General features: G+C 68.7%; 20 protein-coding genes. 7 read left to right on the top strand and 13 right to left on the bottom strand.

The window, feature by feature from the left end; genetic code table 11:
* Positions 1-64 precede the first annotated feature (64 nt).
* Complete coding sequence (locus C1Y63_RS06585) at positions 65-1,198, bottom strand: hemin ABC transporter substrate-binding protein (protein ID WP_369831029.1); 1,134 nt, start codon at positions 1,196-1,198, stop codon at positions 65-67.
* Between the two features lie 238 nt (positions 1,199-1,436).
* Positions 1,437-3,368 (bottom strand): HtaA domain-containing protein, encoded by a 1,932-nt coding sequence (locus C1Y63_RS06590; protein ID WP_158256106.1) that lies wholly within the window; start codon positions 3,366-3,368, stop codon positions 1,437-1,439.
* Positions 3,369-3,702: 334 nt separating this feature from the next.
* On the opposite strand from C1Y63_RS06590, the gene C1Y63_RS06595 reads away from it, so the two are divergent.
* Both C1Y63_RS06595 and C1Y63_RS06600 read left to right on the top strand, forming a co-directional pair.
* Entirely contained in the window at positions 3,703-4,365 is a 663-nt protein-coding gene (locus tag C1Y63_RS06595) for a hypothetical protein (RefSeq protein WP_106015680.1), read from the top strand.
* A 370-nt stretch (positions 4,366-4,735) separates the two neighbouring features.
* A complete protein-coding gene (locus tag C1Y63_RS06600) occupies positions 4,736-5,908 on the top strand; it encodes a homoserine O-acetyltransferase (protein WP_106015681.1) in 1,173 nt (390 codons plus the stop codon).
* 197 nt (positions 5,909-6,105) lie between these two features.
* Here C1Y63_RS06600 and C1Y63_RS06605 read toward each other — a convergent pair whose 3' ends face one another.
* Positions 6,106-6,447, bottom strand: coding sequence for a DUF3017 domain-containing protein (locus tag C1Y63_RS06605; RefSeq protein WP_233195615.1), 342 nt, complete (start codon positions 6,445-6,447; stop codon positions 6,106-6,108).
* A 133-nt stretch (positions 6,448-6,580) separates the two neighbouring features.
* Positions 6,581-7,444 carry a bifunctional methylenetetrahydrofolate dehydrogenase/methenyltetrahydrofolate cyclohydrolase gene (locus C1Y63_RS06610; protein ID WP_106015682.1) on the bottom strand — a complete coding sequence of 288 codons (864 nt, stop codon included), beginning with the start codon at positions 7,442-7,444 and terminating at the stop codon, positions 6,581-6,583.
* Positions 7,445-7,695: 251 nt separating this feature from the next.
* Here C1Y63_RS06610 and C1Y63_RS06615 point away from each other — a divergent pair, with 251 nt between their 5' ends.
* Complete coding sequence (locus tag C1Y63_RS06615; RefSeq protein ID WP_233195621.1) at positions 7,696-8,151, top strand: tRNA (cytidine(34)-2'-O)-methyltransferase; 456 nt, start codon at positions 7,696-7,698, stop codon at positions 8,149-8,151.
* A 79-nt stretch (positions 8,152-8,230) separates the two neighbouring features.
* On the opposite strand, the gene C1Y63_RS06620 is transcribed toward C1Y63_RS06615, so the two are convergent.
* The 8 genes from C1Y63_RS06620 to C1Y63_RS06655 all read right to left on the bottom strand — a co-directional run bounded on the left by C1Y63_RS06620 (position 8,231) and on the right by C1Y63_RS06655 (position 19,488).
* Positions 8,231-8,911, bottom strand: coding sequence for a metal-dependent transcriptional regulator (locus C1Y63_RS06620; RefSeq protein WP_199189072.1), 681 nt, complete (start codon positions 8,909-8,911; stop codon positions 8,231-8,233).
* Positions 8,912-9,051: 140 nt separating this feature from the next.
* The gene (locus C1Y63_RS06625; RefSeq protein WP_233195616.1) at positions 9,052-9,978 is read right to left on the bottom strand and encodes a metal ABC transporter permease; all 927 of its coding nucleotides are present in this window, start codon (positions 9,976-9,978) and stop codon (positions 9,052-9,054) included.
* A complete protein-coding gene (locus tag C1Y63_RS06630; protein ID WP_233195622.1) occupies positions 9,975-10,892 on the bottom strand; it encodes a metal ABC transporter permease in 918 nt (305 codons plus the stop codon). The genes C1Y63_RS06625 and C1Y63_RS06630 overlap by 4 nt, the downstream gene beginning before the upstream one ends.
* 131 nt (positions 10,893-11,023) lie before the next feature.
* Entirely contained in the window at positions 11,024-11,767 is a 744-nt protein-coding gene (locus C1Y63_RS06635; protein WP_369831031.1) for a metal ABC transporter ATP-binding protein, read from the bottom strand.
* Between the two features lie 399 nt (positions 11,768-12,166).
* Complete coding sequence (locus C1Y63_RS06640; protein ID WP_106015687.1) at positions 12,167-13,420, bottom strand: metal ABC transporter substrate-binding protein; 1,254 nt, start codon at positions 13,418-13,420, stop codon at positions 12,167-12,169.
* A 209-nt stretch (positions 13,421-13,629) separates the two neighbouring features.
* Positions 13,630-15,363, bottom strand: a complete 1,734-nt coding sequence (locus C1Y63_RS06645; RefSeq protein WP_106015688.1) for a PH domain-containing protein — start codon at positions 15,361-15,363, stop codon at positions 13,630-13,632.
* Positions 15,360-15,926 carry a PH domain-containing protein gene (locus tag C1Y63_RS06650; protein WP_369831030.1) on the bottom strand — a complete coding sequence of 189 codons (567 nt, stop codon included), beginning with the start codon at positions 15,924-15,926 and terminating at the stop codon, positions 15,360-15,362. The genes C1Y63_RS06645 and C1Y63_RS06650 overlap by 4 nt, the downstream gene beginning before the upstream one ends.
* Before the next feature lie 139 nt (positions 15,927-16,065).
* Complete coding sequence (locus C1Y63_RS06655; protein WP_158256107.1) at positions 16,066-19,488, bottom strand: error-prone DNA polymerase; 3,423 nt, start codon at positions 19,486-19,488, stop codon at positions 16,066-16,068.
* Positions 19,489-19,943: 455 nt separating this feature from the next.
* On the opposite strand from C1Y63_RS06655, the gene C1Y63_RS06660 reads away from it, so the two are divergent.
* The 4 genes from C1Y63_RS06660 (at position 19,944) to C1Y63_RS06675 (ending at position 23,607) form a co-directional block, all read left to right on the top strand.
* Positions 19,944-20,834, top strand: a complete 891-nt coding sequence (locus C1Y63_RS06660) for a MetQ/NlpA family ABC transporter substrate-binding protein (RefSeq protein ID WP_106015690.1) — start codon at positions 19,944-19,946, stop codon at positions 20,832-20,834.
* Positions 20,835-21,260: 426 nt separating this feature from the next.
* Complete coding sequence (locus C1Y63_RS06665) at positions 21,261-22,319, top strand: methionine ABC transporter ATP-binding protein (protein ID WP_106015691.1); 1,059 nt, start codon at positions 21,261-21,263, stop codon at positions 22,317-22,319.
* Entirely contained in the window at positions 22,316-22,996 is a 681-nt protein-coding gene (locus C1Y63_RS06670) for a methionine ABC transporter permease (RefSeq protein ID WP_106015692.1), read from the top strand. Before C1Y63_RS06665 ends, C1Y63_RS06670 begins: the two co-directional genes overlap by 4 nt.
* Positions 22,997-23,196: 200 nt before the next feature.
* On the top strand, positions 23,197-23,607 hold the full coding sequence (locus C1Y63_RS06675; RefSeq protein ID WP_106015693.1) for a hypothetical protein: 411 nt from the start codon (positions 23,197-23,199) through the stop codon (positions 23,605-23,607).
* Between the two features lie 100 nt (positions 23,608-23,707).
* Here C1Y63_RS06675 and C1Y63_RS13025 read toward each other — a convergent pair whose 3' ends face one another.
* Positions 23,708-24,814, bottom strand: coding sequence for a putative glycoside hydrolase (locus tag C1Y63_RS13025; RefSeq protein WP_106015694.1), 1,107 nt, complete (start codon positions 24,812-24,814; stop codon positions 23,708-23,710).
* Between the last annotated feature and the right edge of the window lie 192 nt (positions 24,815-25,006).

Here is a 25,006-nt window from a genome sequence, read left to right on the forward strand (position 1 = left end):
GAGTCGGCGGCGGCCAGCGGCACACGCGCGCCCCGCGCGGGGCGCGGGGTACGGGGTACCCGGGCTAGCTGCCGGCGAGCTGCTCCGGGGCGTAGATGGCCTGCGCCGTGCGCAGCAGCACCTCACCCGTGAGCGGCCCGTAGGCCAGGGACTGGCCGTCCGGCAGGGAGACGACGCGCTCGTTCATGCCGGCGGTCGTCTGCGCGATCCCGGGGCGCTGCAGCAGGCCCTCCAATCCGCCGGTGGATTCCAGCCCGTCGCGCATCATGATGAACACGTCCGGGTTGAGTCGGGCCAACGCCTCCGCGGTGGCGGGAGTGGTATCCGACAAGCCCGCCTCGGCTGCCACATCGACGCCACCCACGCCCTCAATGAGGTCGGTGGCACCGCTGCCGCGGCCCAGGATGAAGAACACCCCGCCGTTGCCGCGGGCGTAGAGGAACGCCATTCGCAACGGATTCTCCTGCGGCACCAGAGCCGCAATGGCCTCCTGGTCGGCCTCAAGGTCCGCCACGGAGCGGGCCGCCAAGGCTTCGCCCTCGCTCGGCAGGCCCACGACACCGGCGACGGCCTCAATGTCCTCGGCCACCGAGTCGAGCGTGCGGCGCGGCTCCATGACGACGACCGTGACACCGGCGTCACGAATCTGATCGATCGCATCCGCCGGGCCAATGGAGTGATCCACCAGCACCAGCGTCGGCTGCAGCTGCAGAATCGATTCCACGTTGATGGTGTGCCCACCCTGGGTCACCACCGGCAGTTGCGCGAGCGACGGCTCCGTCGACGACACCGTGCGGCCCACAATGTTGCCGCCGAGACCCAAACCAATGAGCGTCTTCGTATACGTGCCGTAGATGTCCAACGCCACGATGCGGGACGCATCCGTCACCGTCACATCAAAGCCGTCAGCGTCGACAAGCTCCACCGGCAGCTGCGGGGAGGGGTTGTCCGCCACGGGCACCGGCTCGGAAAAATCGGGCACCTGCGTCACCCCGGTGAGCGCCCGCGGGTCGCCCGCCGCACCTGCGGCGGCAATCTGCTCCCGGATCTGCTGATCCGCCGACTCGGGCGTGGCGGAACTCCCGCACGCCACCAGGGTGCTGGCGGCCAGCGCCACTCCTGCCACGGCGGCCGCGGCGCGGAGACTCCACGCGCGCCCGGCGCGCAGACCCGGATTCACAACAGTTCGCGAAGACACGTCAACGGCCTACTTTCATGCAGTAAGAAACACAAGAACACAGAAGAAACATCAAGAAAGAAGAAGAGACGAAGAGAAAAGGAAAAGAAGTGTGGGAGGACCACCCCGCGCACGCGCGGACGCACCGGAGGAGTACTGCCACCACACAGGCGACCGCAACATCCGGCGTACGCACCGCGCCGGTGGCCCGTGTCGCAGGGGAAGCCTGCGGGCTCCGCGCGGGACCTGCGCGCCCTGCTTAGGCGGGGTTGCGGAGGGCGAAGCTGCTCACCGCGCCGCCGCCGACGAGGAATGCGGCTGCGACCAACAGGCCGGCGGTCACCGGGTCGAGTGCCTGGGTGGTGCCGGGGGCCGCCTGGGCGGAGCTTTTCATGCGGAAGCTCGAGGGCTTGTCCTCGTCCTGCAGCTCCGGGGCGGCGATCTCCTCTGCCGGGACATCGGACGCACCTGCGGCCTGGGCTGCTTGGGCTTTGATCTGCTCGGGCGTGCCGGTGGCCACACCGGCAACCGCGGCGCCCGAGGCGCTCGTGCCGGCGGCGGTGGCGCAATCACCCGCCCCGCCGAGGGAGGCAGTAAACGACAGGGGCGCCAACGCAGTGCCGGCCTCGTAGAACCCGGCAAAGGCCTGCGCGCCCGCTGCGGTGAGGGTGACGGCGCTGGTGGTGCCGGTGACCTGAGTGTCGCTGACGTCGAGGGAGGAGAAAGTGAGATCCGCCAGGGCGACCCGGCCAAAGTCGGTGCGGGTGCCCGACATGTCAGAGCTCACGACCGTGGCCTGCAGGGTGCCCCGGGAGCCCTGGAACACGATCTCGGGGTTGGCGATCATCAGGTCGAGTTTGCCGCCATGGCCGCTGAAGCGCACGCCACCGGCGTAGCCGATGGTGCCGGACTTCGCCGCCGTGTTCACCGATCCGCGGGAACCGCTGAAGGTGAACTGACCCTGGTCGTAGGTGGTGTTCGACAGCGCCCACGCGCCCTTGGCGATGGACCCGGAGATGTAGGTGAGGAAGGAGGACTTGATACCCCAGCGCAGTGCGGTGGCTGTCACGGCCTTCGCATCACCGGCGGCACACTCGGCAGCCCCCGGGGCCTCGCCCGAGGCAGCCCCAGTGGGAGCCTGGCCCGCGACACCCGCAGCACCGGCGGCAGGTGCACCGGTGGTCGTCTGCGGCAGGCTCGGCACGGCCGGGGTGCGATCCCCTGCGGCCGCCGCGGACGCATCATTCATGATGGTTACCCCGCTGGGGGTGCGGCCACCCGCGGTACCGGTGGCGCCGGCGTTGCCACCAGCGTTGCTGCCACTTGGGGTCGTGCCGCTGCCGCCGCGGATGCGATCGACGAGCTTTTCGGCATTCGTGATGGACTCCGTGCCGGACTGGTAGTTCTGCCCCAGCACGAACAACACATTGTTGAGTTCCTTCATGGTGCGCAGCTCCGCGGAATCCGTGTCATAGATCCGCAGTTCCTGTGCCCGGGAGCCTCCGGTGGTGCCACCACCGGTCGAACCACCCGTAGTCCGCGTGCCGGCATCGCCGCTCGTGCCGCCGGCACAGGAGGGGCTCACGCTGCCGGAGGTGTCGGCAAACTCCATGCCGGCACTGTAGAAGTTCGACATCATCGCCGCGCCCTCCGCAGTAATGGTGGTGCGCCCCGCCAGGTTCACCCGGCCGCTGTCGAAGTTTGCGGGCTCATTCAGCTGCACCTGGACGAACGGCACATCGTCACCCTGGGTGCGGCCCGTGGCCTGCAGGGAACCGGGGTCGACGGTGGCGGCATCGAAGTCGACGAGGATTTCTGCCGTGCTGCCGTTGATGTGCAGCTGCCAGTCACTCAGCCGGGTATCCAGCACCCCGTCGTGCCCGAAGAGGCGGATCTCCCCCGGCATCCGCAGCGTCCCCTCCTGGGAGGACACGGTGTCAACCTGGTTCACATCGAAGACAAACGTCTGGCCCGTGTCCGTCACCCCGGTCGACTCCCACCCACCGTGGGCGATGGGGCCCTCAAGGTAGGAACGCAAGCTGTCCCGAATCGACCAGGTGAACTCCCCACAGGTGCCCGCCTGCGCGTGCGGATACCAGCCGGCAGGACCGACCAGGCCAGCGGCAGCCGCCGCGAGTGCGGCCGCAGCGAGTGCTGCGGCACGGCCCTGGAGGGAAGTGGCACGAATCATAGGGTTCTTCTTCACGCTGGGGTCATGGGGTGATGGTGGGGCATGCGCCGCCCCTGGGGGCGCGCACAAGCCCTCGACAAGGGCGTGGCCCAGGGGTGTGGCGCCGGGGTGCTTGGGGCGATCCTCGGGGAGGATGCACGTGTACATCCACGTGCCGCTCGCGCGGCAGGCACAGCCCACACGGATGCTTTAGCCTAGCCTTAACAACCACTTCACAGTAGACTACATCTGCCGCAGAAAGCTAGTCTCTCATGCAGGTTTCCAGCCGCCGACCTCGGACTTTGAGCCCGGGTGAGCGGACTTTCCAACTTTTAGAGGATCATTCCACCGCCCCATGTCTACCACCCCGCCGCCCGAACTCTCACCCCACGGCACGCCCATGGACCCCAGCGCGCACGCCACCCAGCCCGCCGCCGCACCCCACGGGGCGGGGCATGCTGCGGCCTTCGAGTTCCTCTACCCGGATATCGACCCTGGTACCCCGCTGGCCGCCCGCCCCGCGGAGCGCCTCGGGATGGGGGCTGCGGTCGCAGTCCTCGCCGCAGGGGTGGCGATGTCGAACCTGGTGCTCGTGCTGGCAGGCGCGGTGCTCGCAGTGGTGGCGAGCCTCGCGGCGTCCCAATCCCCGCTGCGGCGGGTGCGCGCGGAAGCCCGGGCCCGTTTCCCCCAGGCCGGCTGGGCGGAGAACCACCGCCTGGGGCTCACCCACCGGGTGGCGTTTGCCTGCGCGTGGGTGCTCATCGCAGCCCTGCCGGCGGTGAGCTACCTGTGGGTGCCGCCGGCAGACTCCCACCCCTGGGGCCTGGCCAGCGCACTCATCGCCCTGGTCATTGTGTGGTTCCTGCCCGGCCTCAACCCAGTGTGGAACCGGCTCGGCCACACCCGCCCCCCACAGGCAGACGCCGTGGAACCGGCAAGCGCCGACCCCCTGGTGGAACTGGAGGACTACTCCCCCGCGCGCCACGCGCTCGACGAGGACAACAACACCCGCAGCTAAGCCGCGCCAGGCGCCCGGAAACATCATCGGGAGCCTGGGCGCAGATGGGGACACACGCGCCGGTGCGCGGGCGCGGGGTGCGGGAATGCGGGGGTGTGGGGCGCGCCCGCACGCAGGGGCAGCCGTGGAACATGCGCGCACGGCCACACGGGAGCTCAGGCACGCACACACGTTGCACTCGATACTCGCGCGCACGCACTCGATACTCGCGTGGACAGCACACCCTCGGGGGTGGGGTTCAGGGGCGGACAAGCGGTGGAATAGACAGAGCTGTCCGGTTATAGTGGTGGCCACTGTTCGCCTGTTGTCTTCTTTCCTCTTCTTCCCCGTCTCTTCTTCCCCCACCCGCGCCCCAAGGACGTGAATGCCCATGACCAGCCCCGCCACCCCGAATCCCGCACCCGCCGACCCCGCCCCCGCAGACGCAGGCACCCTGTCGTTCCCCGGCAGCCCTGGGGAACGCATCCGGGTCAGCATTGGCGACTTCCCCACGGAAGCCGGCGGCCTCGTCGAGGACGCCTCCCTCGTCTTCCAATACTGGGGCACTCCCCGCATTGATGCCTCGGGCGCCAGCAACATCATCCTCATTGAGCACGCCCTGACGGGCGACTCGGATGCCGCCACCTGGTGGGCGGACCTCATCGGCCCCGGCCGCGCCTTCGACACCGAGCGTTTCTGCGTGCTCTGCGCCAACGTCCTCGGCGGCTGCAGCGGCACCACCGGCCCCTCCTCCCCGCACCCCGACGGCGAACCCTGGGGGTCCCGCTTCCCCGCACTGTCGATCCGGGACCTCGTGCACGCCGAAAAAGCACTCCTCGACGCCCTCGGCGTGCCGCAGCTCCTCGCCGTCGTCGGTGGTTCCCTCGGCGGGGCCCGCACCCTCGAATGGAGTTTGCTCTACCCCGACTTCCTCACCGCGGCACTCGTCATGGCGGTGTCCGCGCGGGCCTCCGCGTGGCAGATCGGCATCCAGCAAGCACAAATCGGGGCGATTACCCAAGACCCCGGCTGGCACGGCGGCGACTACTACACCACCGGCGACATCCCCGCCGCGGGCCTCGCGAACGCCCGCCGCATCGCCCACCTCACCTACCGCGGGGAGCTGGAACTCGACGAACGCTTCGGCGCCGACGCCCAAGCCGGCGAAAATCCCCTGGGCGCCCACATCGACCCGCAGCAGCGCTTCGCGGTGAACTCCTACCTGGACTACCAGGCAGAGAAACTCGTCGAGCGTTTCGACGCCGGCTCCTACGTCATCCTCACCGAGGCCCTCAACCGGCACAACATCGGCCGCGGGCGGGGCGGCCTCAACAAGGCGCTGGCGCGCACCCCGGTGCCCACCATGATCGTCGGCGTGGACACGGACATCCTCTACCCCTACCACCAGCAGGAGCACCTCTCCCGCAACGTGCCGCACCTCATCGGCATGGCGAAGATCGTCTCCCCCGTCGGGCACGACGCCTTCCTCACCGAGAGCAGACAGCTCGACCACATTGCGCGCCGCTTCGTCACCTACCTCGACAACCCTGCCGCACTCGACTAACTGCACGACGCTGCCAGGCACTACCTCGTCAACGAGCGGCACCGTGGGCAGGCAGGCAGGCACGGTGCCGTAGGCAGGTGGGAGCGGCACCTGGGGTAGTCAGGAGAGGATCCTGGGGGCAGGCCCCGAAACTGACGATAGGCCCCGGGGTGCCCGGGGCCCGGGGTGAAGCGGGTGCCACCCGCGGGGAAGGGCAGCTAGCCGCTGCCGAGGGAATCCACGCTCAGCGCGAAAAACACCAACAAGCCACCCAAGGTGGTGGTGAAGGTGCAATCAAACTTGCGGGACCGCACTGCCAACACCCCCAGGATGCGGGAATCACAGGACAGGCGCAGGCACGTCAGCCACAGCATCGTCACCCCCAGGGCAAAGGTGGCGCGCCGCCAGTGGTCGGTGAGCGCCCACACCGACGACGCTGCGAACCCGATCCCCAGCAGCACGATGCCCGCATACTGGGCCCACGCCGGCACCGCCGAGGGCTTCAACCGTGCGTCGTGCGGGTTGCGCAGCATCTTCTCCTGCAGTGCCTGCGCGTCCATCCGCACCGCGGGCCCCACTGCGGGCCCCTCTGTGGGGGACCCTGTCGGCGCGGCCACGGGTGCGGCCGTTGGTGTGGTGCCGGGGCCCTGTGGGCCGTGGGAGCCTGACCGCGGCGGGCGGGGCAGGCGGGGCCTAGGAGGCACGATCAGCGGCAAGCTTCTCGGCGCGCTCCACCACATTGCGCACGAGGAAGGCGCGGGTCAACGGGCCCACACCACCCGGGTTCGGCGACACCGCGCCCGCGACCTCCCACACATCGGGGTGCACGTCGCCCAGCAGCTTGCCGTCGCGGCGGGACACACCCACATCCAGCACCGCAGCCCCGGGGGCCACCATGTCGGCGGTGAGCATGTGCGGCTGGCCGGCGGCCGCCACAATGATGTCCGCCTGGCGGGTCATCGCCTTCAAATCCCGGGTGCCGGTGTGGCACAGGGTGACGGTGGCGTTGTCCTGGCGGCGGGTCAGCATGAGCCCGATGGGCCGGCCCACCGTCACACCACGACCAATGACAACCACATGCGCGCCATCGATCGGCACATCGAAACGGCGCAGCAAATGAATCGCCCCATTCGGGGTACAGGGCAGGGGCGCGTCCTCACCCAACACCAGCTTGCCCAGGTTCACCGGGTGCAGGCCATCCGCATCCTTCGCCGGGTCGATGCGCTCCAGGACGGCGTTTTCGTCCAGGTGCTTCGGCAGCGGCAGCTGCACAATGTAGCCGGTGCACGCCTCATCGGCGTTGAGCTCGTCAATGACGCGGTGCAGCTCCTCCTGGGTGACATCCGCCGGCAGGTCCCGGCGAATGCTGGTGACCCCGATCTGCTCACAGTCGCGGTGCTTCATCTTCACATAGGAGTGGGAGGCCGGGTCGTCGCCGACGAGGACCGTCGCCAGGCCCGGGGTGATCCCCTGCGCGGCGAGCTTCTTCACGCGGTCGTGCAGGTCGGCGAAGATTTCGTCGCGGTAGAGCTGTCCATCAAGTTTCAGTGCAGTCACAAGGCCTCATTGTACGAAACACCTCCCACCAACACCGCACCCATGAGCACACCCGCACCCGCCCCCGGGCCACCCCGGGGCGGGGCGCACTGGGGTGCACGCTTGTTCAGCGTGCAGGCTTTAAGCTGGAAGGCATTGTGACGCACACCGCCAACACCACCAACACCCCCACCCCGCCCGAGCACTCCCCCACCGGCGCACCCACGGCCGACCGGCCTGCGGATCCGGCTGGAGGTGAGCCTTTCGCCCACGTGCTCTTCGACCAACCCTGCATCCCGCCGAACACCGGCAACGCGATCCGCATGTGCGCCAACACCGGCGCCCACCTGCACCTGGCGGGGCCATTGGGTTTCAACCTGGAGGACAAAAACCTCAAAAGGGCGGGCCTGGACTACCACGACTTGGCCCACGTCAGCGTCCACGCTGACTTGCACGCCGCGCTGGCGGCGCTGCCGGGGCGGCGGGTGTTCGCGTTCACCGCCCACGCCCGCACCCTCTACACCGACATCGCCTACGAACCGGGGGATGTGTTGCTGTTTGGAACGGAACCCACCGGGCTGGACGATGCCGCCCTGCACCACCCGCGGGTCACGGAGTTAGTGCGGCTGCCGATGGTGCCCGGCAATAGGAGCCTGAACCTGTCGAACGCGGCGGCCATCGCCACCTTCGAGGCGTGGCGGCAGCAGGGCTTCCCCGGGGCCCACTAGCGCAAGGACCCGCCCTTCCCAAGGACCCACCCTTTCCAGGTCCCGTCCTTCGCGCAGCGTGCACCAGCTCGCGGGGACGTTACCCCTGGGGGGTGGTGGCGCGGATGTTGATCGCCTCCAGGGCGGCATCCGCGATGGGGGCCGGGTCGAACCCCTCGGCCTGCACCACACGCATCCCCGGGTAGGGGGCATCGGTGACGGTGATCTGCGCGCCCGGGGTAACGCCGTGGGCCGCAAGATAGCGCAACAAATCCGCATCCCGATCGAGGATGCGGTCGATGATGGCGGTCTCCCCGACGGCGACGGTGCTCAAGTCCTCGGTGCCGACATCATCCATCGTGCCGTCGGCCGCCGGAATCGGATCCCCATGCGGGTCGCGCGTCGGGTGGCCCAGGTGCTCATCAATCCGATCGAGCAAGGTGTCGGTGATGGCGTGCTCGAGCACCTCGGCTTCGTCGTGAACCTCATCCCAGGTATAGCCCAGAGTCTCGCAGAGGAACATCTCCACCAGGCGGTGGCGGCGCACCATCGCCAACGCCAAACGCTGCCCCTCCGGGGTGAGGGTGACCCCCAGGTAGCGTTCGTGGTGCACCAGCCCCCGATCCACCAGCCGTTTCATCGCCTCCGAGGCCGTCGATGCTTTCTGCCCCATGTCCTGCGCGATCGCCGACAGGGAGGCGGCCTCACCGCTGCGTTCCGTAATGAACCAGACGGTCTTCAGGTAGTCCTGGGTCTTGCCCGGCAGCGACTGGATATCCATGGCTCACCACTGTAACGGACCACCTGCACCCACCCCCACCCCACGCAGCCGCACCGCGACGGGGTCCCCTGGCCCGCGGGCCGCGTACGGTGCCGCACCGGCACAGCGCCGGTCAGCCTTCCGGTGGGTGCGGCGGATGCTTAGGCTGCGGCCGGAGCCGGGGCGGGGTCGCAGGCGTCCGCGGGGGAATGCTCGCAAGTGTCATCGCCGGTGTGGGTGCGGTGCTGCCGACTGGCGAGCACCCGGCAGGCCACATAGAACACCCCCGCCACGAGTGCGATGGTGCCGCCGGCGCTGAAGTTCCACCACACCGCCAACAGCAACCCCACCACCCCGATCGCGATCCCCGCCAGCGGCGCCGCGAGGAGCAGCTGCTGCGGGCGGTGCACCAGGGGCACCAGGCCGGCGGCGGGGGCGGCGACCAGCGCGATCGCCAGGATCGTGCCCACGGCCGGGATCACCACCACCAGGGTGGCGGTGATGCTGAACAGCACCACCGCGTGCAACACCCCGGCGCGCAGGCCCACCGCGGCAAAGCCCTGGGGGTCGAACGCGAGGAAGAACAACGGCCGCCACAGGGCCACCACCATGATGACCACCAGGGCCAGCACCACCGCCGCCGCGAGGACGTCGGTGCGGGTCACCGTCAACACGGAGCCCGTGAGGAAGGATTCAATCTTCAGCGGCAGCGGCGCGAACCAGGTGTTGAGGAAGTATCCGAGGGCGAACCCGAAGGTCAGGACGATGCCGGCGGCGGCCTGCGGGGTGACCCCGGGGGTGCGGGCCAGGCGGTGCATGAGCCACGCCAACGGCAGGCACATCGCCGCCGCCCCCACCATGAGGGCCACCGCCAGGCCGTCCTGCCCGAGGCCCAGCTGCGCGCCCAGCACCACCCCAAGTACCGCCCCGGGGAAGGTGCCGTGGGTGATGGACTCCGCGTAGAACACCCGCTGGTGTGTCACCGCGAGGACCCCGACGAGTCCGGCCAGCGCCCCGAGCAGCACGAGGATGAGCAGCGGGCGGCCCAGCACCCCGGCCAGGCCTTCCTGCAGTGCGAGCGTCATCATGCCGCACCGCCCTGGGGCTGGAGGGCCACACCCTGCGGGGCCACACCCTGCGGGGCGGGGCTCCCGCCCGTGGTCGCGCCAGTGGCGGTGGGGGCCTGCCGGTGCGGCAGGTGCCGCCACAGGCTGGTGGCCAGCCACACGACGGCGAACACCCCGCACATCGACAGCGCGACAGCGGCCTGCGGGGACACCGGCCGGCTGCTGGGAAGCCCCAGCACCAGCATGCCGAGGTAGCCGCCCACCAGGCCGGTGATGATGCTCACGGCCGTCATCATGGCCACACTCCGGGAGACAAGCCGGGCAGTCGCGCCCGGGATGACGAGATAGCCGACGACGAGCACGATGCCCACCGCGGTGGAGGCCGCCACGACGACGGCCGCCACGCAGGCGGTCGCCACGAGATCGATGAGCACCACCCGCAGACCGGCGGCCGCCGCCCCCTGCTCATCGAAGGCGGCAAAAATCTGGGCCCGCCACGTCCACGCCAGCACCACGAGCGCCGCGCAGCACACCAGCACCGACTGCAGCAGCCGCGCATCACTGATGTGCAGCAGGCGGCCAAACATCAGCGCCTCCAGCTGGCCGGACATGTCCCCCTTGCGGAGCAACAGCACCACCCCGAGCGCGAAGAAGCTTGTCAGCACCACGGCGGTGCCGGCCTCATCGTGGCCGGTGCCGTGGCGCAACGCCAGGCGGTGCACCACCACGAGCGCGACCGCCACAACCACGGCCACGGCGGACGCCGTCGGCACGATGGCATCAATGCCGCCGTAGAGGGCGCCGGCAACCACCCCGGGGAAAATGGAGTGCACGGCGGCCTCTGCGTCGAACTCCATGCGACGCAGGTTGACCACCACGCCCACCAGCCCGGAGACCACGCCCAGAAGCACGAGCATGAGGAACGGGCGGAACATAAACGGCGCCTCCGTCACCAACCCCAGGCCCGGCACACCTGCCAGCAGGATCCGCAGGTGCTCCACGGCGTCGGAAAACCAGTCGACGACCTGTGCCCAAACACCGGGGCCGGCCGCCCGCCACACGGGGCTCATGCGCCAGCCCCCCGCACCGTCACCACATCATCCTGCGCGCGGCCCGCATAGGCCTCGGAGATATTCGCCGGGGTGAGTGCCTCCTCCAGGGGGCCGAAGGCCACCTGCCGGCCCGCGAGCAACGCCACCTGGTCGGCGGTCTCCTCCGCGAGCGACACGTCGTGCGTGGAGGCCACCACCGCCACCCCGTGGGCTTTCATGTCCTGCACCAGCCGCACCAGCGCCTGCCGGTTCGGATGATCCAGGCCGTTGAACGGCTCATCGAGCAGCACCAGCCGCGGCCGGGCCACCAGGGCGCGCGCCAGCAGTACGCGCTGCCGCTGCCCGCCGGACAGGCGGCCGAAACGCACCTGCGCCCGGTGCGCCAAGTCCACGTGGGCCAACGCCTCGTCGATGCGGGCGTTCTGCTCCGCGGTAAGCCGCCGCCACGGGCGACGCTCCGCGACGAGCCCCATCGCGACGACGTCCCGCACCGTCACCGGGAAGCCCGCATCCACGTCCGCCAACTGCGGCACGTAGCCAATGGCCCCCCGGGGCGCGTGCCCCGGGGCAGCGCCCAGCACCCGGGCGGTGCCCGTGATCCGGCACTGGCCCAAAATGCCCCGCAGCAGCGTGGTCTTCCCGGCACCGTTCGGCCCGATGAGTGCCAGGCCTTCGCCGGGGCGCACGCTGCCCGTCACGCCCCGCAGGCTCGGCGCGGCCGCGCCCGGGTAGCGGAAATCCGCGTGCACAAACTCCAGCGCGGCAGCCTCATCGGGTGCGGCAGGCGGGGCAGGGGTCCGCGCCGCAGCGCTCGCCGCGGCGGGCGGGGCGGAGGTGCGAGGGGAAGAAGACAAGGTGGTCATGGGAAACACTCAGAGAAACAACTGGGAAAACAGGCTGGAAACTAGGAAAAACAGGCGGGATGAAAAGGATGAACGATGCCGAGGAACGAGTACTGCCGGGCGCACACGCACACACAGCACCACAGCGGACGGCACGTCAGCAGAAGAACACGAGCAGCGACCGCCGCCCCGCCCGGCCCCGGTGGCCGGGTGGGCGGGGAGGCGAGCGCCATCCGTTCTTCCAGGTCTACTCCTGTTGGCCACACCGGCGGGCTTTCGCCTGCACGAGCCGGGGCCAGGGGGAGCGACTGTGGGTTACTTGGCGGGGTCCGCGGCCTGCAGGTCGGCGGGCAGCGCCGGCGGGGTGCCACCCCAGGCGGTCACCAGCTGGCGGACGTTGTGGATGATCGACCCGATGTAGGTCTCCCCTTCCGTGCCGGCGGGGCCGAGGGAATCACCGTAGAGGGCATCCTCCCCGGAGATCACCCGCACGTCAGCGTTCTTGCCGACGGCTTCCAGGGACTTCGGGTTGGTGGAGTTCTCCGCGAAGATGGCGACCGCGCCGGAGTCCTTCACCGTCTTCGCCGCCTCGGCGATGTGTTCCGCGGTGGCGTCCTGCTGGGAGTTGAAGTCCGACAGGGCGGCACCGATGAACTTCACGCCGAAGTCCTTCGACAGGTAGCCGAACGCGTCGTGGGAGGTAAACAGCACCCGGTGTTCCACGGGCACCGAATCGAAGGCGGCCTGCGCCCAGGTGGCCAGGGAATCCAGCTGAGCGGCATAGGCGCCGGCAGCCGCGGTGTAGGCGGCCTTGTGGTCCGGGTCGGCGGTGCCGAGGAAGCCACCGATGTTGCTCACCTGGATGGCGGCGTTCTTCGGGGAGGTCCACACGTGCGGGTCGAAGCGGAACTCTGCCTGGGTTTCGCCGTCCTCCGGGGGGAAGGGCCAGGGGGCGACGTCAATGGTCTTCGTCCCCCGGTCGACGGTGTACGGCAGGGAGGCTTCCTTGGTCTTCTCCCCCTCGAGGTCGTCCTTGTCGGCCGCGCCCAGCACACCGGTCGTCACCCCGAGGGTGCCGTGGAAGCCGGAGGCTTCAATGCCGGCGTCGAGGAAGTGCTCCAAGTCCACACCGTTGACGAGCAGCAGGTCCGCGTCGCTGAAGGCTTTCATCTGGGCGCGGGTGAGCTCGTGGTCGTGCGCGGAGGCGTTCGGCGCCAGCACGCAGGTGAGGTCGACGACGCTCGCATCGGCAGCGCTCGCACCGCTGTCGCTGGTGGTGCCGTCGGCGGCCGTCTTGTGCAGCCGCAGCGGGGTCGCACCACCCTCAGCGGGGGCGGTCTCCGCGCCGGAGATGATCTGGGTGACGTAGTCACAGATCTGGGTGGTGGTGGCCACCACGCGGACGGCCGCTTCCGAGTCCTTCGCTGCAGGTGCGGCGGCGTCCTCAGTCGTGCTGCAGGCAGTGAGTCCGAGCAGCGCGAGGCTGGCGGCGAGGACACCCACCGCGCGGGCAGGGCGGCGGCCACCGGTGGTGGCGTGGGCAGTGGGGGTGAGAAGTGAAATGTTCATGAGTTTCCAGTTCGGATTGACATGGTCGCGGGGCACAAGTCATGCCACGGGGCGCACAAGGGGTGAGGGGCGCAGCCGCCACCAGTGCCCTGGATGAACAGATCCGTGAACATCAATCAGGGGCACCGGAATGCGGAAACTGACTCCACCCTAGGACAAAGTTCAGCGTGCCCGCAAGGGTTTTTTCAACTCGTTGAACTTTTTCTTTCTCACACCCTGCTTCCCGCAGGTGGCGGCAGTGTCCGCGCCCGCAGCATCGCCAATAACTCCCCCGCATCGGCCACAGACAGATTGAACGCCGACATCCGCACCGGCCCACCCACCAGATCGAAACGCACCGACGCCAACCCCAGCATCCGATCCACCGGCCCCGCCTCCCAGGTGAGTTCCTGGATATGCGCCGGCGCCACGACACTGACCCGGCGGGAGAAAAACCCCCGCCGCAGCAGCACCGCCCGGCCGGGCAGCAGCATGACCGCCCGCACCCGCGCATCCAACGGCGACCACCAGCGCGCCACCGGCGGCGACACCCATCGCCGCAGCCCCGGCCACCGCGACACCGTGGGGTCCGCCGCGGCAGGGTCCGTCAGCGACGTGGCCGCGTCCGCCAAGGGTGTGACGGCCGGAATGGCCGGCGCCCACTCCACCAGCGGTGCGTCCTCCTCCACGAGCGGCGACAACACCAGCAGCAGCTCGCGGCCCTGCGCCAGGGACCCCACGGGCAGAATCTTCGTCGACCCGCCATCACGATCATGGCCGTAGCCCGCCACACTGACCTGCACGAGGCACCAGCCGAAGGGGCGCCACAACACCGGCTGCAGCAACTCCACCCCATGAATCCGATCCAGGGCAATGTTCTGCGAGCGGCGATCAAACAGCCCATAAGACACCGTCAGCACCCGGCCGTGCCGCACCGCCTGATAGCGCCAACTGCCGTTGAGCACACCACCAAAAAAGGTGACAATACCCAGCACGAACGGCAACAGGGTGGTGGCCTCCGCGCCGAAGCGGTGCACGGCCACCGTCACCGCCGCCGACAGCAGCACACCCAAGTGCAGCACCGCAGCACCCAGGCTCCGCACGAGGGGCACCTCCGGCACCAGCACCTCGCCCGCCCCACCCGGCACCACGAGCGCATCGTCACTGCCCCACACCGCCGGCGCGCCAGCCCCACCGGCCATGCCCGCCCCAGGCACTGCAGGCACTGCGGATGCTGTGGGGACTGCGGGTGCCGCGGATACTGCGGGCGAGCCAGAAGCGTCCGGCACCGCAGGCGCAGGCGATGCACCCACCGGGGCCTGGGTGACGCCGCCTGCCTGCTGCACACCGTGCACAATGCCCATGATCTCGTCGCGCAACGCCACCGCATCCGCCCGGCGCAAATACTCGACCTTCACGGCCGAATCCCGCCCGCCGGCGGTCTCCACGCGGACGGCAGCCAAGCCCATCATGCGGGGCCAGAAGTCCTCCACCACATCCACCGCCTGAATGCGCGAATAGCGGGCCGTCCGCAGGTGCGTGCCCACCACCCCATGCCGGACGGCAAGCTCCTCACCATCCAGCCGGTAGCCGTACGCCCGCCACCACACCGACGACAACACCCACACCACCGCCGTGATGACGGCGACCCCACCACACCCGATGAGGATCTCCCGCACCACGGCCGCACCATCACCACCAATGGCGCTATTGACGCGACGAATCGACCCCAGCACCATCGACTGGAAATTCACCACCGCGACCAACAACAGACTGACGATCACGGTCCAAAACCGCACGATCGGCGACAGCCGGTGCACGCGGCGATACTCCGCCGCAGGCGCGGCAGCGGTGCCGGTGGCAGCATCCGCTGCTGCAGCAGTGACAGACTCCGGGGCCGAGTCGGAGTGGGAACTGCGCGCGGGGGACGAACCATGCCCGGAGGGGGAACTGTGCGCCGTCACAGGCCGCTCATCCTCTCCCGGGCCTTGGCCGCCAGACGATCCCGCAGGGCATCCGCCTCCTCGGCGGGCAAACCCTGGATCGTCGAATCACTCGTGCTCGAGGCGGTGTGCAGCTCCACCGTCTTCAACCCGAAGGCGCGCGCAATGGGACCGGCGGTGACATCCACGAACTGGATACGGCCATAGGGCACCACCGTGAAGGTGTGCCACAGCCGCCCCTTGGTGATGAGGAACTCGTCCGTGTCCTCAAAGTAGGCGAGGTTGGCGACCTGACGGGGAATCAGCCACACCTGCCACGCGAACAACCCCACGACGCCGACGAGGAACGCAGTAGCCCCCACCGTGCGCCCGGTGCCCATGCCCTGCCACCCCTGATCGAACCAGCCGAACAGCCACATGAGCACCACACCCACCACCCCGAGAACCGCGATCCACGACAGTCGCGTGATGAAGCGCGCGGTCGCGAGCTGAGGGCTCACCGGGTGCATGGTGTGGAGCTCCCTGGGCGCGGCATCCGCCCCTGGCTGGGGTGCGGGGGCGGGGTCCGAAAACTGCATCGTCATGCGCCCCACCCTAGTCACACACTCAGCCCTCAGGGCTGCGTCGCGTGCGGGCAGTACCGGTGCCGGTACCAGTGCCGGTGCTGGTACTGGCACTGGTGTTGGTGGTGCCCGTGCTGGTGCCTTCTTCTCCGCGGCCCCCTTAGCGGAAGTCCCGGGAGCCGCTCGTGAGGAACTCCGCCACCGGCAGGGGCTCCAACTTGTCGGCGCTGATGGTGATCGCCCCGGAGGCGTTCTGCACAATGCCGCGAATAATCAGCGCCTTCGCGGTGCGCGCCAGCGTCTTGTAGTGCTCCCACAGTCCCGGGGTCACCATGACGTTCATGAGCCCTGTTTCGTCCTCCATACCGAAGAAGATCATGCCGCTGGCGGTCTGCGGCCGCTGCCGGTGCGTGATCACACCGGCGATGCGGACGCGAGTACCGTCGGCCACCCGCCCCAAATCAGCGGCGCGCACGATGCCGTGGGCGTCGAGCCCCTGCCGCAACAGCGCCATCGGCTGCTGCGTCGGAGTCACCCCCGTCGTCGCGATGTCCGTGGCGAGCAGCTCGAAAGCGTTCATACCCGGCAGGCTGGGGGCCACAATCGGGTCAAGCCCGGGGAGCATGCTGGGTTTTTCCGTGGCGGCCACGCCCGCCTCCCAGAGGGCTTGCCGGCGGCTCAGCCCCAGGCTGTCGAAGGCTCCGGCCCGGGCGAGCGCCTCCAGGTGGGTCACGCTGAGCTCCGCGCGGCGCGCCGCATCACCCAGGGAGGCGATCGGCGCCTCCTCCCGGGCGGCGACGATCCTTGCTGCAGCATCCGCGCCCAGGCCTTTGACCAGATCGAAGCCCAAGCGCAGCGCGCCGCCCGGGCTGTCGGCGCTCACCCCGGAGGCGTTGATATCCACCGGCAGGATCGTCACCCCGTGCCGGCGGGCATCTGCCACCAACGACTGCGGGGAGTAGAACCCCATCGGCTGGGCGCGCAGCAGACCGGCACAGAATTCGGCCGGGTAATAGTGCTTCAGCCAGGCCGAGTAGTACACCAGCGAGGCAAAAGACTGGGAGTGGGATTCGGGGAAGCCGTAGGCCGCGAACGCCACCATCTTGTTCCACAGGGTGTCCGCCACCTGCCCCTCAATCCCGTTGACCTCCCGCAGGCCCTCGTAGAAGCGGGACTTCAGGCGGGCCATCTTGGCGGGCGAGCGTTTCGACCCCATCGCGCGGCGGAGGCTGTCGGCTTCCGCGCCGCTAAACCCTGCCGCGTCCTTCGCGATCTGCATGAGCTGCTCCTGAAACAGCGGGATGCCGAGGGTTTTCTCTAAGGCCGGCTCCAGGCAGGGGTGGTCGTAGGTCACCGGCTCCAGGCCGTTGCGGCGGCGAATATAGGGGTGCACGCTGCCGCCTTGGATGGGGCCCGGGCGGATGAGCGCGACCTCGACGACGAGATCGAAAAACACCCGTGGTTTCAGCCGCGGCAGCGTCGCCATCTGCGCGCGAGACTCCACCTGGAACACGCCGACCGCGTCGGCGCGGGACAGCATCTCGTAGACTGCCGGGTCCGCGCAGTCCAACTCCCACAGGTTGATGGTGATGCCCCGGTGCTCCTCAATGAGGTCAAGGGTGTGGTGCAACGCCTCCAGCATGCCGAGGCCCAACAGGTCGAACTTCACCAGCCCGCCCCAGGCGCAGTCGTCCTTATCCCACTGCACCACCGAGCGGTCCTTCTTCCGCGCCCACTCGCAGGGCACGACATCGGCAATCGGGCGATCGCAGATCACCATGCCGCCGGAGTGAATGCCTAAGTGGCGGGGCTGGTCAAGGAAATCATCCGCCAACTGCCGCACCTGCTCCGGGGGTTCCGCACGGCCGGAGGTGAACGCATCGCAGGCACCCTGGTCGAAGCCGAGCGCCCGCGCCGCGTCCCGCACAGCCCCCTTCCACCGGTACGTCATGACGTTGGCGACCTGGGCGGCGTTGTCGCGCCCATAGCGTCGGTACATGTACTGGATGACTTCTTCGCGCCGGCCGGACTCAATATCGATGTCGATGTCGGGTGGGCCGTCACGATCCGCAGAAAGGAATCGCTCAAACAGCAGCCCGTTCGAGATGGGCTCCACATTGGTGATCCCCAGGGAGAAGCACACTGCCGAGTTCGCTGCACTGCCCCGCCCCTGGCAGAGGATGTTGTGCTCCCGGCAGAAGTCCACCAGGTCGCACACGATGAGGAAGTAGCCCGGGAAGTCGAGGGTGCGGATGACGCTGAGCTCGTGCGCGATCTGGGCGCGCGCCGCAGCCTGCACATCCTGGGTGCGGGAGGCGTAGCGCTCCTGCATGCGCTCGTAGGTGAGGTGCTCGAGCCAGGTGTACTCGTCGAAGCCTTCGGGGGTGTCGAACAGCGGCAGGTTGGGTGCCAACAGGCGCAGCTCGAAGGCGCAGTCGCGCGCCAACTCCACCGTGCCCGCGATCGCGTCCGCACAGTCAGGGTAGCGCGCCAGCAGGGTATCGCCGCCGACCAACCAGGTCGCCCCCATGGGGTGGATGTCGCCGTAGGCCACCTCGATGGATTCCCTCTGCGCGAGCGCGGCTTTCGCCGCCGCCAAGCGCAGGTCCTCACGCGTCGCCGCCGCCGGCTGGCCACTGATGATGGTGCGCAGGCCCCAGCGCTCGGCGAGTGCGCGCAGATCCTCCTGCGCGTCGGCATCGCTGGGCACAAGCCGTGCGGGAAGCTCCACCACTACGTGCTCGGCGCCGAAGCAGTCCACGAGTGCTTCCACCCCACTGCCCCAGGCCGCCGCCGGCACATCCACCTCCGGGGCGGCCGCGGCAGCGGCCGCGGGCAGGTGCCCCTCGTAGAGGGCCTCACCGACGGAGACGTCGACGAGCGTCGGCGGCGCAGCCGGTGCCGAGGAGTCCGCATCCACAGCATCGCTGTCCTGCGCGCGGGTGCCGCGCCAGATGGTCTCTTCCACCGGGCTGACCCAGTCGGCGGTGGCCACCGCGATGAGATGCCCACCGGCCTCCTGCGCGATGCGGCGCAGCGAGGGATACCGCACCACGCCTTTCTCACCGCCGGCCATGTGGGCGTCGGTGACGATGTGGGACAGACGGCGATAGCCTTCGACTCCGCGGCACAGCAGCGTGAGGGTGGCGTCCCGCGCCTGCCCCAGGCTGAGCTCCACCCCATAGACGGTGCGCACCCCGGCCTCGGCGGCGGCTTCCGCGGTGCGCGCGGCACCATAGAACCCGTCCCTGTCGATGAGGGCAATCGCCTCGAGACCAAGCTGCTTCGCCTGTTCGATAAAATCCTCCGGACTGGACGCCCCTTCGAGGAAGCTGTAGCTACTGCGCGCATGCAGCTCGGCAAAGGGCGTCGTCGGCGCGCCCACGCCACCAGCCCGCGCCCCTACATCCCCGGTAGCGCCTGCAGGTGCAGAATCCCCACTGGATGCGGCGTTTTTTCGCTGCTCCTCAGCGGTACCCACCGGCGTCAAGGGGCGAACCGGGCGCCCCTCGAGGAGGCTGTTAATCTCTCCCCAGGTCAACCCGCGCCCATTCACACCGATCGGCGTGCCCACGAACTCCATGTCGAACATCCTAGCGCAAGCATCGAATACAGCGGCGAACGTTCACCTTCGCCCAGCTAGCACCATATGCCCCGCCCCTCGGCACGCATGGGCCATGACGAAAGTAGCGACATTCCAACCCAACACTCGCACCCCGCGACCACGCCCCCAAGACACTCCTCCGCACACGATCCGTGGACCCGCAATGCGCCCCCACCTGAGCCCGCAACACGCCCTTGCGGCCGCAATTGTGACGCCAGAAAAACGTGGTGCTTCCTGCATGAATGACAGGAAATGAACCAAGCGGTTTAGACAGAGCTGTACAGATTGGCGGTGGCGGTGCTAGAGTCACCAACCGAACTAGAAAGCTCTGTCTACTCTCTCACTGTGGTGGAACCCCCACCCCGGGCCAGGCACACGCTTTCCAGCATCACCCCACGCGCCCTCACTGCACACATTGAAAGAACTTAAAACCCATGAACATTCGTAAGCTTTCCTCCCTCGCCCTGGCTGGCGCCCTTTCTTTCTCCCTCGCCGCCTGCGCGAACGATTCCGGCAGCACCAACGCTGACGGTTCCGAGAAGCTGTCGCTGCGCGTCGGCACCACCGAGGCTGGCTCCAAGGCTTGGGACACCATCGAGGACAACGCGAAGGCCGCCGGCCTCGACCTGGAGGTTGTGCCGTTCTCCGATTACACCACCCCGAACAAGGCCCTGTCCGAGGGCACGATCGACGCGAACGCCTTCCAGCACCTGAAGTTCCTCGCCGGCTACAACGTGGGCGAGGACGCCAAGCTGGTACCGGTGGCGTCCACCTACATTGTGCCGCTCTCCCTGTACTGGAAGGGCCACGATTCCCTCGACGGCATCGAGGGCGAGACCGTCGTGATTCCCAACGACCCCTCCAACCAGGGCCGTGCCCTCAAGGTGCTCGAAGGTGCCGGGCTTGTCACCCTCAAGGACACCACCACCCTGACGCCCACCCCGGCCGACATTGACGAAGCAGCCTCCAAGGTCAAGGTCAACCCGCTCGCCGCGGAGCAGACCACCGTCGCCTACGGCGAGGGCAAGCCCGCCATCATCAACAACAACTTCCTCGGCCGCGCCGGCATCGACCCGGCTGCCGCCACCTACAAGGACGACCCCAACAACGCCGCCGCCGAGCCGTACATCAACGTCATCGCCGTCAAGGAGGGCGACGAGGACAGCCCGGCCGTGAAGAAGTTCATCGAGGTCTACCAGTCCCAGGACGTCAAGGACGCCCAGGCGGAGGACACCAACGGCACCTCCAAGCCGGTCGACCGCCCCGTGGAGGAACTCAAGGAGATCCTGCGCAAGCTGGAAGACAACGAGCGCAACGCCAAGTAATCGCCCCACGCGCCGCGCACCTCCCCGGCCCGCAGACCGCCGGGCCACCGCGCGGCGCGTGAGCGCACTCGTGCCCTCTTCTTCCTTCTTTTCTTCCCTTTCTCTTCTTCCCTAGCGTTCTCTTCTCACGTCACTTCTTCTTCTCTTCTTTACGTATCTCTCCATCTCTATCTCTCCATCTCTTCTCCGTCGTCTCGCCCCGGGCTACGCCTGCGTGACACAATCCCCCTTTGTTGTTTTTTCTCGCCCCGCCCCGCGCACCCACTGCTTGGTCCTCCTGCTTGGTCCTCTTGCGGTATCCCGTGTCAGCTGCGTGGGGCGCGTGCGCTCAACAGGCCCGTATCCCCGGGCGCTCCCTGAGCAGGCACGCCCCGCCACTTCGATTGTTTTTCCTGTGTTTTTCCTGATTGGAACGAGTCAACTCCCGTGACTAGCACCGCTTCCCCCCACACCCCGGATGCCCCCCGCGGCACCCGCGTGGAGTTCCGCAACCTTGGCAAAGTCTTCACCAACGGCAAGCACCGCACCGAGGCACTCACAGACGTGTCGCTCACGGTGGAGCCCGGTGAAGTCATCGGCATCATCGGCTACTCCGGCGCCGGCAAATCCACGCTGGTGCGCATGATCAACGGCCTCGACACCCCGACCTCCGGGGAGCTGCTCGTCGACGGACGCAACGTTGTCGGCATGCCGGAAAAGCAGCTGCGCTCCCTGCGCCGCGGCATCGGCATGATCTTCCAGCAGTTCAACCTGTTGAGCTCCCGCACGGCGGCCGGCAACGTGGCCTACCCCCTGCAGCTCGCGGGCGTGCCGAAAGCGGAGCGTGAGCGTCGCGTGCAGGAACTGTTGGAGTTCGTCGGCCTCGGCGACAAGGGCAACAACTACCCGGAGCAGCTCTCCGGCGGGCAGAAGCAGCGCGTCGGCATCGCCCGCGCCCTGGCCACCAACCCGAGCCTGCTGCTGGCCGACGAGGCGACCAGCGCCCTGGACCCGGATACCACCCAGGACGTGCTCAAGCTGCTGCGCAAAGTCAACAAGGAACTCGGCATCACGATCGTGGTCATCACCCACGAGATGGATGTGGTGCGCGCCATCGCCGACACGGTGGCCGTGATGGAAAACGGCCGCATCGTCGAGCACGGCAGCGTCTTCGAGGTGTTCTCCAACCCGCAGACGGACGTCGCCGCCCGCTTCGTGGCCACCAGCCTGCGCAACACCCCCGACGTGGTGGAGGCCGATGATCTCCTGGCGAAGGATGGCCGCCTGTTCACCGTCAACCTCACGGAAGAATCGGGCTTCTTCGCCGCGGCGGCCGCCGCCCGGGAAGGCGGGGCCCGCATTGCGATTGTGCACGGCGGTATCACCACCCTGCAGCGCCACTCGTTTGGCAAAGTCACGGTCCGTTTGACCGGTAACCCTGAGGCAGTGCAGCGCTTCTACGAGCAGCTGCAGACCACCACCGACTGCGAGGAGATCCTCCGATGACCACGACGACAATCCTCGCCGCCAACTGGGATCGGCTCACCCCGAAGCTGACGGAGGCGATCGCCACCACCCTGTACATGGTGGTCGGCACGATGATCATCGCCGGCATCATCGGCCTGGCGCTCGGCATGCTGCTGTACACCACCCGCGACCAGGGCATCCTGCGCAACAAGGTGGTCTACACCGGGCTCAACATCATCGTGAACCTGGTGCGCCCCATCCCCTTCATTATTTTGCTGGCGGCCCTAGGCCCGGTCACTCGCGGGGTGGTGGGCACCACGATCGGCACGAACGCCGCCATGTTCGTCATGATCGTCGCCGCCTCCTTCGGTATTTCCCGCATCGTGGAGCAAAACCTCGTCTCCCTCGACCCCGGTGTCATTGAGGCGGCCCGCGCGATGGGTGCCTCCCCGTGGCAGATCATCCGCACCGTCATCATCCCGGAGACCCTGGGCCCGCTGGTGCTGGGCTACACCTTCGCGTTCATTGCGGTGGTCGACATGTCGGCGATGGCCGGCTACGTCGGCGGCGGCGGCCTCGGCAACTTTGCGATCACCTACGGCTACCAGGCCTTCGACTGGAACGTCACCTGGGTGGCCACCGCGGTCATCATCGTCATCGTGCAGATTGCCCAGCTGTTCGGCAACTGGCTGTCGAAGAAGATCCTGCGCCGCTAACGGCACCACGCCCGGCCGGCACACGCCACACCCGGGCGAGTGCCCTGCCTTCTCCTTGTTCACCCCACCCGTGCCCCGGCACCGGTGGGGTGTACTTGTACCATCAACAGCCAAGACCCCGACCCCACGCCGCTGTGCGCACAGCACACGCTGCCCGCACTGCATCTACGCCTGACACCTCAGAAAGACCCGCCGCCACCATGAGCCGCCGAAGCAAGCGCCGCGCCCAGCACCCGACCGACGCGACACACACCACCCCCGCAGCAGAAGCCACCGGGGCCACCGCCGGGGCGCCTGCCCCGCGGGCCCGCCAGACGCCGCTCGACGTGTTGCTGTGGGCCTTGGCGGCAGCCAGCATCGTGGTGTTCTTCCTCGGCTTCTACTACGCCGCACTCGGCCCCGCCCTCCTGGCGGGGGTGAGCATCTGGCAGGCCAGGGAGAACTCCCCCTTGCGGGCCACCCGTGTTGCCCGGGCAGTTCTCACCGGAATGCTGGCGGTCATGATGGGCATCGGCTGGTATCTCATCGCCACCGGCTCCACCGCACCGGTGCCGGAGGAGTTTCAGCAGGCCCCGACCACGGCCCCCACCTCCACCGCCGCACCCGCGTAAAGGATCCTGACGACCACTGGTGCTCTCAGCGGCGCCGGAAAAATCACCACGCACCCCACCCAAGGGGCCTTTGTGGCCTCGTTGGGTGGGTGCGTGTGCTCTACCAGCAGGGCGCGCCCCACAGGTAGCCGGTGAAGGGGGCCAGCACTCGGCGCGCATCCCGGGGGCCGACGGAGGCTTGCTCCGTGCCGACGTTGATGGCGGCGTAGCCGTGCTGCAGGCGGCGGGTGAACACTCCGTTGCCGCTGTGCCGCAGCGGCCCCCGCGCCGGCCCGAGGTCAATGTCCGCGGCCGGGTGGGTGGGGATCACGGAGTAGCCGTCGTGGGCGGTGGCGGTGACCGCCACATCGCTGGACGGGGCGAACACCCACGCCGCCGCCAATGCGAGCTGCACGTAGGGGTCTTCCGCATCCCCGGTACCGGGGGTGCGCATGATGGACAGGCCGGGGGCCCGCAGTTGGCGGGCTTGGGCTTTGATGTCCTCCGGCCCGAGCCTTTCGTCCGGGTTGGTGCCCCAGGCGAGCCAGCATTCTTCCACCCCGCCACCGTAGTGGGAGTGTTCTTCCCAGCGGCCGCGCAGGCGGCGGGATTCGGCGATGTTCGGCACGAGGATTTTTCTTTGTGCAGCCAGCCGGGGCCCAAGGTCGTGGAGGAGTTCCGTGAGCCCGTGGCGCAGGTCGCCGGCGTCGGCGATCTGGTCCAGTGGCAGCTGCAGCTGGTAGTAGTCGTCGAACACATCGTTGTCGGCGTAGATGCCGTCGAAGGAGGTGCCCATGACCCGCGCCAGGGCGCCGGTGCTGGCGGCCGCCCGGTACACGGGGTTGGTGACGTCCTGCTGGTAGTGGCCGGGGTAGCCGTCCCACTCCACGCGGCGGCCGCCGCGGGTGGCGAAGGTGCCGAGCTCTTCCGCCAGTTGGGGGTTGAGCATGCTGGAGTACACCGGGCCCGGTTCGTAGTCCCGCACGGAGGAGGCGCACTGGTAGGCCAGGACCACGCAGTCGGGGTCGGCTTGTTTCAGTTGGGTGGCGGCCTCCACTTCCCAGGGCTGGAGGATGGCGGCGCGGAATTTTCCGCGGGCGCTGCGCAGCTGGCTGGGGGTGATGGGGTCCCCGTAGCGCATCCATGCCAGGCGGGGGAAGCGGCGGCGGGTGCCGCCGCCGCTGCGGGTGTCGACGAGGGTCGCGTCCTGCGCGCCGCTGCCCATCATGGGGCGGCCCCGGTGTCGCGGGCATCGCCGCCATCGGCGGGCGTGCCGGGGTGGTGGTAGCCGCCGCCGACGAGGCGCCGCATGAGCGAGGTGTGCTGGGGGTGCGGGCCCCGAGCAGGGCGCGCACCACCCCGGAGTGTTTGGCGAGCACGTCGGCGTTGGCTTCCTCCTCCGGGGAGGTGGGTGCGCCCC

Origin of the sequence: Corynebacterium sp. 13CS0277, assembly GCF_002994655.1 — a bacterium.
Classification (GTDB): domain Bacteria; phylum Actinomycetota; class Actinomycetes; order Mycobacteriales; family Mycobacteriaceae; genus Corynebacterium.